Source organism: Duncaniella muris (genome assembly GCF_003024805.1).
In the GTDB taxonomy this organism is placed as follows: domain Bacteria; phylum Bacteroidota; class Bacteroidia; order Bacteroidales; family Muribaculaceae; genus Duncaniella; species Duncaniella muris.
Genome location: NZ_PUEC01000017.1, coordinates 1 through 12,179, shown reverse-complemented (window position 1 = coordinate 12,179; position 12,179 = coordinate 1). Strand labels below are relative to the sequence as shown.

General features: G+C 59.5%; 8 protein-coding genes. 1 reads left to right on the top strand and 7 read right to left on the bottom strand.

Features of this window, described 5'->3' with window-relative positions; genetic code table 11:
• Positions 1–4: 4 nt before the first annotated feature.
• The 5 genes from folK to C5O23_RS08110 all read right to left on the bottom strand — a co-directional run bounded on the left by folK (position 5) and on the right by C5O23_RS08110 (position 7,094).
• A complete protein-coding gene (gene folK / locus C5O23_RS08130; RefSeq protein ID WP_107032452.1) occupies positions 5–499 on the bottom strand; it encodes a 2-amino-4-hydroxy-6-hydroxymethyldihydropteridine diphosphokinase in 495 nt (164 codons plus the stop codon).
• A 69-nt stretch (positions 500–568) separates the two neighbouring features.
• Positions 569–3,664 carry a translation initiation factor IF-2 gene (gene infB, locus C5O23_RS08125; protein ID WP_107032451.1) on the bottom strand — a complete coding sequence of 1,032 codons (3,096 nt, stop codon included), beginning with the start codon at positions 3,662–3,664 and terminating at the stop codon, positions 569–571.
• 84 nt (positions 3,665–3,748) lie between these two features.
• Positions 3,749–5,110 carry a transcription termination factor NusA gene (gene nusA, locus C5O23_RS08120; RefSeq protein ID WP_107032450.1) on the bottom strand — a complete coding sequence of 454 codons (1,362 nt, stop codon included), beginning with the start codon at positions 5,108–5,110 and terminating at the stop codon, positions 3,749–3,751.
• Positions 5,111–5,181: 71 nt separating this feature from the next.
• The gene (rimP, locus tag C5O23_RS08115) at positions 5,182–5,649 is read right to left on the bottom strand and encodes a ribosome assembly cofactor RimP (RefSeq protein ID WP_107032449.1); all 468 of its coding nucleotides are present in this window, start codon (positions 5,647–5,649) and stop codon (positions 5,182–5,184) included.
• 143 nt (positions 5,650–5,792) lie between these two features.
• The gene (locus C5O23_RS08110) at positions 5,793–7,094 is read right to left on the bottom strand and encodes a M16 family metallopeptidase (protein WP_107032448.1); all 1,302 of its coding nucleotides are present in this window, start codon (positions 7,092–7,094) and stop codon (positions 5,793–5,795) included.
• A gap of 239 nt (positions 7,095–7,333) precedes the next feature.
• On the opposite strand from C5O23_RS08110, the gene C5O23_RS08105 reads away from it, so the two are divergent.
• A complete protein-coding gene (locus C5O23_RS08105) occupies positions 7,334–7,507 on the top strand; it encodes a histone H1 (RefSeq protein ID WP_107032447.1) in 174 nt (57 codons plus the stop codon).
• A 126-nt stretch (positions 7,508–7,633) separates the two neighbouring features.
• Here C5O23_RS08105 and C5O23_RS08100 read toward each other — a convergent pair whose 3' ends face one another.
• Positions 7,634–9,499, bottom strand: coding sequence for a hypothetical protein (locus tag C5O23_RS08100; protein WP_107032446.1), 1,866 nt, complete (start codon positions 9,497–9,499; stop codon positions 7,634–7,636).
• 39 nt (positions 9,500–9,538) lie between these two features.
• Positions 9,539–12,016, bottom strand: a complete 2,478-nt coding sequence (locus C5O23_RS08095) for a hypothetical protein (protein WP_107032445.1) — start codon at positions 12,014–12,016, stop codon at positions 9,539–9,541.
• Between the last annotated feature and the right edge of the window lie 163 nt (positions 12,017–12,179).

Here is a 12,179-nt window from a genome sequence, read left to right as displayed (position 1 = left end):
GAGGTCAGCCAAGGCTGTCGAGAAGCTGCACGGCGGTCAGTCCGAGGAGCGGATGGCGCCACGACGGATCGAGTTGCGACAGAGGCCGGAGCACAAAATAGCGCTCATGCATGCGGGGATGCGGGATGATGAGCTCCGGAAGCGAGACCACAACTGAACCTACGGCTATCAGGTCGATGTCTATGGCGCGGTCAATGTAGCGGCCCTCGCTGTCGCGGTGGGGCGAGGGGTCGATTCCGCGCTCAATCTCTCTGAGACACCTCAGCAGACCTATGGCAAATGCTTCCATGTCGGTGCTGTCAGGCAGGGAGACCACGGTCATGAGACCAAGGTTCAGAAAGGTATTGTCTGACTCGAAGCCCCAGGGTTCGGTCTCGATGATATCCGAGCGGAGCACCTCTCCGCCCAGAGCGGAAGAAACGGCGGCTGCCGCGCGCTCGATCAGAGCGTGGCGGCAGCCGCTGTTTGAGCCTATGTTGATATGGATATTGTGCGTCATAGAGCTGCGGCACTTAATCCTTTCATTTTCCTTTCACTCTCCTTTCAGGGTCCGTATCAGTCCCCCAGGTCAGAGAGTCTTCTTAACCTCGACTTCTTCGTAGGCTTCGATGAGGTCGCCTTCCTGCACGTCGTTGTAACCGGCTATCGAGAGACCGCAGTCATAGCCAGAGGTGACTTCCTTGACATCGTCCTTCATGCGCTTGAGCGATCCGAGCTCACCGGTGTAGCGCACAATGCCGTCGCGGATCAGGCGCACTTTGCAGCTGCGCTTGATGCGTCCTTCGCGGACAATGGCACCGGCGATTGTGCCGACCTTGGAGATGCGGAATGTCTGAAGCACTTCGGCGGTACCGATGACTTCTTCCTTGATTTCGGGGGCGAGCATGCCTTCCATCGCGTCCTTGACCTCCTCGATGGCCTGATAGATGACCGAGTAGAGGCGGATCTCCACACCGTCACGCTCGGCGGCACGGCGGGCGGCCTGCGAGGGACGCACCTGGAAGCCGATGATGATGGCATCAGAGGCGGCTGCGAGGGTAACATCGCTTTCGGAGATGGCGCCGACAGCCTTGTGGAGCACGTTGACTTTGACTTCTTCGGTCGAGAGTTTGATGAGCGAGTCGGAAAGAGCCTCGATCGAGCCGTCGACGTCACCCTTGACGATGATGTTGAGCTCGTGGAAGTTTCCGATGGCGCGGCGGCGGCCGATCTCTTCGAGAGTGGTGCGCTTGGAGGTACGCAGACCGAGTTCGCGCTGGAGCTGTTCGCGCTTGGTGGCGATCTCGCGGGCTTCCTGCTCGGTTTCCATCACATTGAAGGTGTCGCCTGCAGTCGGAGCGCCGTTGAGACCCAGGATGAGGGTAGGTTCGGCGGGACCGGCCTCGGTGATGCGCTGGTTACGTTCGTTGAACATAGCTTTCACGCGGCCGAAGTGGGTTCCGGCAAGAATGATGTCGCCCACACGGAGTGTGCCGTTCTGCACGAGCACTGTGGCCACATAGCCGCGGCCCTTGTCAAGCGACGATTCGATGATCGAACCGGTGGCGCGGCGGTTCGGATTGGCCTTGAGGTCGAGGAGTTCGGCTTCGAGAAGCACTTTCTCCATGAGGTCCTCTACTCCGATGCCCTTCTTGGCAGAAATGTCCTGCGACTGGTATTTGCCGCCCCATTCCTCTACGAGATAGTTCATCTGGGCCAGCTCTTCCTTGATCTTGTCAGGGTTTGCAGCGGGCTTGTCGATCTTGTTGATGGCGAATACGATGGGCACACCGGCAGCCGAGGCATGGTTGATGGCCTCGATGGTCTGCGGCATGACATTGTCATCAGCAGCGACGATAATGATACAGAGGTCGGTCACTTTGGCACCGCGGGCACGCATGGCGGTGAAGGCCTCATGGCCCGGAGTGTCAAGGAAGGTGATGTGACGGCCGTCCGAGAGTTTCACGTTATAGGCACCGATATGCTGGGTGATGCCGCCGGCCTCGCCTGCGATCACGTTGGCGTTGCGGATATAGTCGAGAAGCGAAGTCTTGCCGTGGTCTACGTGGCCCATGACGGTCACGATCGGCGGGCGGGTCACGAGTTCGTCTTCCGAATCCTCTTCCTGCTGGATGGCTTCCACAACCTCAGCCGAAACGTATTCGGTCTGGTAGCCGAATTCCTCGGCCACGATGTTGATGGTCTCGGCGTCGAGACGCTGGTTGATAGACACCATCACACCAAGGTTCATACAGGTGGCTATGACGTTGTTGATGGGCACGTCCATCATTACCGCAAGGTCATTGGCGGTCACAAACTCTGTGAGCTTGAGCACCTTGCTTTCAGCAGCTGCCTCGGCGGCCGCTTCATGGGCACGGTGGGCCACAGCCTCGCGTTTTTCCTTGCGCCACTTGGCGCCTTTCTTCTGGTTCTTATCTTTCGAGGTCAGGCGGGCGAGAGTTTCGCGCACCTGCTTCTGAACGTCTTCTTCATTGACTTCGGTGTGAACCGGACGTTTGTTGCGTTCGCGGTCTCGGCCACGTCCGCGGTCATTGCCGCCACGGTTGCCGCCGCCGTTGTTGTTACCGCCGCCGTTTCCGCCACGGTTGTTGCCACCTCCGCCGTTGTTGCCACCGGCGTTCTCACCGCCCTGGGCTGCTTTCTCGATGTCTACCTTGCCACCGATACGACGACGCTTCTTGCGGTCGCCGCCCTGCGATGAGGCATTGGCACCGGCCGCACCCTTGATGCGTTCGTTGCGGCGCTCTTCCTTTGATTTCTTTTTCGGACGGGTAGACTGGTTGAGGGCCGACAGGTCGATATGGCCCACCACTTTGGGAGCCACTACCTGGGCGTCAGACTGATAGCGGAACACTTCGTCTTCCGCAGGTTTTGCAGGAGCCGGTTCGGCAGGCTTCGCCTCGGCCTTAGGAGCCTCAGGAGCTTTCGGAGCCGCCGGAGCCGTGGGTGCGGGGGCCGCCGGCTTGGGAGCCTCAGGGGCTTTCGGAGCCTCGACTGCAGGCGCGGCGGCCTTGGCGGGTTCTGCCTTGGGGGCAGAAGTTTCAGCCTTGGGCGCGGGAGCCTCAGCCTTGGGGGCTTCAGGAGCCTTGGGGGCCTCGACCGCAGGCGCGGCGGGCTTGGGAGCTTCGGCCTTCATCTCTTCCTTCTTCACGGCAGGTTCAGCCTGAGCGGGCTCGGCAGGCTTGGTCTCAGCCTTCGGAGCCTCAGGGGCGGGAGCTGCGGGTTTCGCAGGCTCAGTCTTAGGCGCAGGAGCTTCGGCTTTGGGGGCTTCAGGAGCCTTGGGAGCCTCGGCAGCAGCGTCCTTTATGGTCTCTGCCGCAGGCTCAGGCTTTGCGGGAGCCGCAGGTATGGGGTTATTGTTTTTGTCAAGCTCTATCTTGCCAATGACACGGGGTCCGTGGGAGACAGAGGCAGCCGCTTCACGGTCAGATGAAGTAGCGACAGCTGATTTTTCTTTTTCTTTCTGACGCATGCGGTCGATACGCTCGCGCTCCTTGCGGTCGGGCTGGAAAGCCTCGACGAGGATATCATAGGCGCTCTCATCCAGACGGGTGTTAGGATTCGAGGCATCGATTGTGATACCCTTTTTACTCAACTGGTCAGCTAACGACTGGATAGTGACGTTGAATTCTTTAGCGGCTTGACTTATTTTTATTCTCGGCATATTGAGAGATTGGTGTTACAATTTTTATTGAGGAGGAGAGGTGCGGAATTCCGCCGGCGGAAGGCATCACAGTGCCTTGTGTGCTTATTCAGCTGGTTCTTCGGCGGGAGCTTCTTCGGCAGAGACAGCGGCTTCAGCCGAGGGAGCGGCTTCTTCGGCCGCGGGAGCCTCAGCAGGCGCTGCGGGAGCTTCGTCTTCGAATTCGGCGCTGAGGATGCGGATCACGTTGTCAACGGTGTCTTCCTCAAGGTCGGCCTTGTCAATGAGTTCCTGACGCGGGGTGCGGAGCACGCTCTTGGCGGTGATGCAGCCCATGTCCTTGAGGGCGTCGATAACCCAGCCGTCGATCTCGTCCTTGAATTCGTCGAGATAGATATCTTCGTCGATTTCTTCAGGGCTGTCGCGGTAGACGTCGATCACATAGCCTGTGAGCATCGAGGCGAGTTTGATATTGAGACCGCCCTTACCGATTGCCAGCGAGACTTCTTCGGGGTGGAGGAAGACTTCAGCCTTCTTCTCTTCTTCATCGAGGTGGATGCTTGAGATCTTGGCGGGGCTGAGAGCGCGCTGGATGAAGAGCTGGGGATTGGCGGTGTAGTTGATCACGTCGATGTTCTCGTTGCGGAGCTCGCGGACGATGCCGTGGATTCGCGAACCTTTGACTCCCACGCATGCGCCCACGGGGTCGATGCGGTCGTCAAAGCTCTCGACTGCAATCTTGGCGCGTTCGCCCGGAATGCGGGCCACGGCGCGGATGTTGATCAGACCGTCGACAATTTCAGGAACCTCGCGTTCGAAGAGGCGGCGGAGGAAGGTCTCGTTTGTACGTGACACGGTGATCTTCGGGTTGTTGTTCTTGTTGTCGACGTTGGCGATAACGGCAAGCACGTTTTCACCCTTGCGGAAGAAGTCGCCGGGAATCGACTCGCTCTTGGGGAGGAGAAGTTCGTTCTTCTCATCGTCGAGCAGCAGAGTCTCGCGTGACCAGGTCTGATATACTTCGCCTGACACGAGCTGGCCTTCAAGTTCCTTGAACTTGGTGTAGATTGCCTCTTTCTGCAGGTCGAGGATCTTCGACTGGAGGGTCTGGCGGAGGTTGAGGATGGCGCGGCGGCCGAAGTCGGCAAAGAAGATTTCCTTGGTGTGTTCCTCGCCGATCTCCACGTCGGGATCGTCATCGGCGCGGGCGTCGGTGAGCGAGATCTGGAGGTTGGGGTTTGTGACTTCGCCGTCAGGCACTACTTCGAGATTCTGGAAGATCTGCACGTCTCCCTTGTCGGGGTTCATGATGACGTCGAGATTCTCGTCGGTGCCAAACATTTTGGCGAGCACGTTGCGAAATGACTCTTCAAGCACACTGATCATAGTGGTCTTGTCGATATTTTTCAGTTCCTTGAATTCGGCGAAACGCTCCACCATGTTGGGAGCTTCTTCTTTTCTTGCCATAGGGGTGGTTATGATATCTTTGTGTTTACTTTTTTATTCTTCTGTCTGTTAAAAAACCGGTCTGCGGCCGCTCACTTGAAGTTGATGACGTAGCAGACCTGCTTTGCCTGGGCCATAGGGATCACCGTCGGCTCGGCCACCATCACGGGGCGCTTCGCTCCGGGTTCCTTGACCTTGCGGGTGACTTCGAGGGTGAAGTCTTCGTCAGTCACGGCTGTGAGCACACCCTTGAGTTTCTTGCCGTCGCGGGTCAGCACTTCGACCTCGTTGCCGAGATTCTTCTCATACTGGCCTTTGACTTTGAATGGTGCGGTGAGCGAAGCGGTGCCCACTTCGAGGCTGTAGTCCTCATCCTCGCGGTCGAGTTTTTCGTTGAGACTTCTGTTGAGGTCGGCACAGAAGTCGAGATCTATGCCGGTGGCGCTGTCAAGCTCCACCACAATATCGTTTGCAGCCGAGACGGTCACGTCAACCACAAAGGCATCGGTTCCGGCAATGGCCTCTTCCACCAGGCGGCGGACTTCGTTCTTGTCAATCATTTGTACTTTTCGCACTTATAAAAACAATGGAGGAAGCTCGTGGCCTCCTCCGTGACTTTCTGAGTGCAAAGTTAATAAATTTTAGTTTTTTCAGCAAATCAAGCGACTTACCCACAGAGGAAGAGCGCCTTATTTAAGTTTTTTTAACCTCCGATTCGTTCTTCGGGGCGGTAGATGAGCGTGCAAGCATGGGTGGGATCGAGCACACGGCGTGCGGTGGCTACGACCGATGAGGTGGTCACCCTGCGGTAGGCCGGGACGATGTCATTGATATCCTCGCCGTGCATCTCGGCCATAGCGAGTGACTGCGCGCGCTGCAGATAACTGAGCGATGAGAAGGTGAATTCACTGGCAAAGCGGTTGATGGCGCGTTCGACCTCGAAGGGACTTACGCCGTCAGGACGGGCTTCGGCGTGGACATAGGAGAGGCGGTCGGGGCGGCCGGCATGATAGCAGAGCCGCGAGGCCTCGTCTTTGAGACGGCTGACGGCTGTGCAGGCCGCCTGGGCCGAGTTGTCGGTCAGACGCGCCTGGAGCATCAGCATTCCCGGCTCCTCGCTTCCGGTGATCATGGCGTCGGCTGTGGCAAAGAGGTCGTCGCCGAGCACGAGGCGGCGATAGAAGCGCGACGAGTGGCCTGAGGCGAGAATGTCGGTGATAAGGTCACACTCTATATAGCCGGGCTCTCCGTAGCCTGGCATGGGATATGCCACCACCACACAGGTCTGAGGGACGGCTCCGCTTACTTCAAGCTCGCGGGGCGCAGTGACCGGAGGTTCCCGGTAGTATTGGCGCGGGCTGACCGGACGCGAGGGGATGGAGCCGAACCAGCGCTCCACACTTTCGCGCACCTGCTCCGGGCTGACGTTGCCGCTGACGGCGAGCACGGCGTTGTTAGGCGCATAGTGGGTGAAGAAAAACTGTCTGACATCAGCATCGGTCACTTTCTCGATGTGAGAGGGCTCCTTGCCGATGGTCGGGAAGCGGTAGGGGTGCGATGTGTAGACCAGTCCGCGCAGATAGTGGTGGAGATCGCCGTATGGGCGGTTGAGATGGGTTTCCTTGAACTCTTCGATCACCACGCTGCGCTGCACTTCGAGCGCCTTTGGCGAGAAGGCCAGGCCGAGCATACGGTCGCTTTCGAGCCAGAGAAGTGTTTCGAAATTGCGGGCCGGGGCCACGTCATAGAAGTTTGTGAAGTCATTCGAGGTCCATGCGTTGTCCATGCCGCCGGCGCGTTCCATCTCGGCATCGAAATCGGGGATGTTGACCGAGCCTCCGAACATGAGGTGTTCGAACAGGTGGGCCAGGCCGGTCATCGAGGGGTCTTCATCGCGGGCACCTACGTTGTAGAGAACGTTGACGGCAACCATTGCCGTCGAAGGATCATAGTTGTGGATGACCCGCAGTCCGTTAGAGAGTGTGAATTTATGGCAGTCGATCATTTTTTTGCTGAAATCTGGACTTCAAAGTTATAAAAAAGCGCCGATATGGCATCGAAAAAAGCAAAAAGAGTGGATTATAGGGCTTTTAGCAAATAATTTTTAACAGATTTCTTGGAGATATAACTTTTTTGTCCGTATATTTGCAACATGAGCAATAGGTCATAATGGCAAGCCTATACTTTCCGGCCCTCTTACTCTCAATTATCTTTTATTAATCTTTTAATCTCAAACTCATCGCAATGAAAACTCTCGTTGAACAGCTCGCTTCCAACTTTGAAGCTTTCGCAAAAGACGCACAGGCTCAGGTTGAAAACGGCAACAAAGCTGCCGGTGCCCGCGCACGCAAAGCATCTCTCGAAATCGAAAAACTCCTCAAGCAGTTCCGCAAGGAGTCTATCGCAGCAGGCAAGTAATCAGAAAGCCCGCCTCCTGGGGGATTATCTCTTTTTGCCCCCCTTCAACAAACAAAAAGAGAGCAAAAAATATAAACCGCTGTCAGTCGAAAAGACCGGCAACGGTTTGTTTTTTTAAGAGGGTGTTCACCTGATGCAGTGACGCAGGATGGCGTTAAGATCCTCGCGGGTGAAGCGGAGCGCCACCGAGGACTGGGTGGAGGCGTGGATGTAGAGCGAGATGGCGCGCGTCATCAGCACATCGTCATGGCAGCCCTTCATGGCCGAATAGCCGCCGTCAGGCAGGGCCTCATACTGCATCAGTTCATCGCAGGCCGTGGGGCAGCGCTCGGTGTAGGCCCCGTCGCGCACATAGGCCACGAGATTGGCTATCAGCGCCGCCTTGGTGCGTACATTGACGTGGAAGCCCGGCAGACGCTGACCGCTCTCGCCGCTGCGGCAGTAGAGGTAGGGATATGACTGCCTGAGAGTTTCGAAGATGTAGTGGCCGTGGCCCTCCGAGGAGCTTTCCCATGAATTGCTTTCTACAACGAGCATGGCATTGTTGAAATAGCGTCCGATAGCCGAAGCCTTGGCTGCGAGAAGATCATGGTCGATGTGGCCGCGCCACTGGCCCACTATCTCCGGCCGTCCGAGGGTGTCGGTGTGGCGGTCGAGCACGGAGATAACCGAATAGTCCGACCCGCGCGAGCGGCCCCCGATGTCGACACAGACAATGTAGGCCCCGCCCCTCCGCGGCTCTTTCCAGCGCACGAAAAGCCCTTGGGGCGAGGGTGAGAAGCGGGGCACTCCACCGGGACGGCTGACATCGCCCTGCTCCGAGAGCACCACCTCTCCCCTCTCGCCTTCCTCGCCGCAGCCTGCGCGCAGGCGTTCCACATCAGCCGGGGCGAAGACTCCGCGCGAGGTCGACTCGAAGGCCTCGGCGGCCACGGTGGGATATTCGGCCTTCATCGAGCGGTGGTCGGGGAAACCGAGCCGCTTGTCGTGATACCACTTTATGGCCTCCAGAGTGCAGCCGTGGTCGGTCCACAGACTGCGTTCGTAGGCATCGAGTGAGTCCCAGAGCTGCTGCGGATCGTCTACTTCGGAGCGATTGATGTCTATCTCATGCCAGGGCACGAAGAATGGAATCTTGTCACTGCGTCCCGGAGTGCAGGCGCGCATCCATTCGCGGTGGAAGAAGTTGCCGGTGCCGTTGGCGGTGCTTTCCATAGCGATGAACGAGAGCGGTTTGGAGGCAATGCCTGAGGTGACCGAGCGCAGCAGGTCGGCGGGATTGTGGAGCGGCGAGTCTTTCCAGAAAGCCACCTCGCTGAGATGGGCCAGCGCATAATCCTGGCCGCGTGTGGCTTCCTGATTCTCGCTCGAACAGACCGTCACCTTGCACTCGCGGCCGGGAATGACGCGGGTGTTGGTCATGCGCTCGAAGGGGCGGAATTCGGGTTTCACCTCCTCTTCCCAGTATTCTTCGGGATAGCGGGCAAGGAGGCGTGAATACATGCCTCTGATGGTGGCCGAGGTGTCTTTGACATGGGCGCAGATCAGCGAGTTCCAGCCACGGCAGTGGATTATCTGTATCCAGGCGAAGTAGATCTGTATCAGAGTCGAGCCGCCCCACTGGCGCGCTTTGAGCATGATCAGGCGCAGAGGATGTCCGGCGCGGCGCTCGGCCTCAAGAAGCGCTGCGAGCCTGCGCTGCGGACGGTTGAGGCGGAAAGGGATGTCGCGCGAGGAGATCTTGTCGGTGATCACTACGCAGCTGACGGCCCAGAAGGGGAAGTCATATCTGAACCGCAGGCGGGCTAAGTCGCGTTCAGAGGCTGCAAGACGGAGTTTCGGGTCGTCAAGCATTTCGGCCGGAATCCAGTAGGTCTTTCCGCCGAAGCTGTAGGGGACGCGGGTGGGATCCGAGGCATCGCCTGTCACCGGATCCGGATCATCGGCAAGTGCGGCATTGCGCCGCGCGTTTTCAAGGAGTATTTCTTTCATAAGTCAAGAGGTTTTCAGAGGGTGTTTAATAACAACCTCTTAGTACTGCCCGATGCGGAAGTCTCCGACTGCCACGCGGGCGGTGAGCGAGAGTGTGAAGCGGTGACGGTGGGGAGCGTGGAGTGCCACCGGAGGCAGATGGGTCAGCAACCCGGCGATCTCATAAGACGCAAGCAGATCGGAGTAGGCACCGCCGCAGCCGTTGTCGCCGAGCAGACTGACGCTGCCTTCGCCAACCTGCCCTCTGAAGGGCATCACAAATCGGCGCCAAAGCGCTGACGGTGCGCCGGGGCTGACCGAGACCGAGGCCGCAAAGGCTATCTCGCATTCCTCATCAAGCTCTTGGGTGAGATCATAGAGCCTGCCGTCAGCTCCTGCGCCCCAAAGTCCGGGCGGATGGCTCAGAAGCGAGGCAAGAGGCTGACAACTGCGGGTGAAGCGCACACGACCGTCAGGCGAGGTGACGGTCACCGGATCTGAGGCCGCGGCGGGGAAGCACCACAATTCATCGGCAGCGCCTGAATAGCCGAGTCTGACGGCTCCGGCCGAGGGCCTGATGGTGGTGACACGGCGCCCGCTCACGCTGACCAGATCGCCTCCGGCAATGGCGGCGACCGAGGCCGAGATAACGCAGACTGCCTCACTGCAGGAAGTGGGGCGCGGATCGAGGGTGCGCACCGTCAGGCGGCTGCGCGAGGAGTTGACCGTCAGACTCTGTATGCCCGACTGCCCGAAGAGATAGAAGCGTGAGCTTTCAGAGTCCCAGCCTGAGGCTCCTCCTACGGCGGCTGTGATGGCTACCGGGGCGGATCCGGCGTTTTCCACAGCGGCCTGAGGCGAAAGCGGCGAGGCAAGGGTGCTGACGGCAAGCATTCCGGGGAAACGGCGCGACACGGGGGCTGAGGCGGGGAGCACGAAGGCCGGAAGCGACTCGGTCAGCTCCACCGGAGCGGCCGAGGGGTGGAGCCAGTAGGCCATCGAGCCGGAAGGATCGGGGCGGAGGCTGACGCGGAGCACCGAGCGGCCGCAATAGAGCCTCATCTCCACCGCGTCAGGCGAGGGATAGACCAGCAGCGGCGACAGGAGGCTGACGGCAGGGCTTTTCCCTACGGCACTGCGTACCACCGACGATCCGTCGGCAAAGACAACTTTCACGGCCATTGGCTGAACCTCGCCGGAGCCGCTGTCAAGCTTCACGGCCATTTCGGCCGGCAGACTGCCGCTGAAACGCCGGGCCGACAGTCCGCCGGCCACTATGCAGTCGCCGCTGAGGCCCATGACTGATGCGTTCATCACGTGGGGCGGACTCAGAGCGCGGATGGCCTCGCCGACAGGAGTCAGCGGCTTCACCGGTGCGCCGGTCACAGAGCGCAGGGCTTTAAGATCGGCCCGGCAGTCGCGGCGGTCGGCATACCAGGGATTTTCAAGCCCTTCCCACTCTCCGGCTGCGCTGTCGAAGCGGGCTGAGCCGAGGGTTTCGAGCGCGCCGCTGTCAAGACGGGCAAGGACGGCGGCCACCTGCGAGCTGAGCAGCGTGGCCGGAGCGGCCGGTGAGGCGAGGCTGTCATGCACTCCCGGCAGGCGCAGCGAGAGCACTGCCGAGGTGGCCGTGAACGAGCCGAGGGTGTGGGCGGCACGGAGGTTCTCTTCAAGCGGATGGAGCTGCGGGCTTACCTGGAGCTCGACGCTGCTGATCGTCCGGGCCCACAGTCCGTCAAGACTGCCGCGCAGACGCAGGCTGAATGTGCGGGCGGTGAGAGTAGTGGCCGCTACCTCGCTGAGAGAGCCGCCGCTGAGGCTGAAGGCGGCTCCGGTGAGCTGCGGTCCGCTGTCAGGGCCGAGGAGCACGGGCTGGGAGGTGTAGATGACACGGCCGTCGGCCCCGCGGAGGCGGTAGCGGGCTATGACGGGCTGAAAGAACACCCGCCGGGCCACTGCCCTGTCGCCTATTGCGAGATAGGCTTCGGTCAGCGCCGACTGCATGGAGGCAAGATCGGCCGACGTGAGACCGGCGGAGCGCGAGCTGTAGCTGCCGCGGAGGCTGCGGGCGTCGATCGTGGCTGAGACCAGGCCTTGGTCAGTGCGCTCTATGGTCAGGGGCGGCGGGAGTTCAGAGGCACTGCGGGTGGTCCAAAGTCCGCTGAGGCTGTCGCGGCTCAGCATCTGAGGGTCTTCACCCTCGGAGGTCATTAGCAGAAGACTTTCGCCGGTGGCCACGGCACAGCGGGGAGTGCCTGAGGCTCCGGCTGGACGGTAGACTTCCTGACCGTCAAAGCAGAGGAGTCCGCTGTCATCGGCAAAGAAGAGGGTGAGCACTCCGGCGGAGTCGCAGAAAACTCCGCCGGGCAGAAGCCTGGCGCCGGGAATGACCTGGGATGTGAGGTGACGGGGCGGTCCGACAGGCACGAGGGAACTGCCTGCGGCGGCGGGACGCAGATTGTGGCAACGGCTGACTGATCCGTCATCGCGCAGCGGGCCAATAGGGAAACGGAGAGCTGGTGGAGGTGTGGTTTTCATGAGCAGGAAGCGGGTTCATTGACTGAGGCTTAGAGGGTCGTACATTTGTACGGTTAAATGTTTTTGAATAAATTTATCTTCAAATATCAGGCATCACAAGCATGGAACAAGGCAGATTAGGGGGTGGCAAAACCCGTGACTAACGTTCAGTCCCCATGCTTTT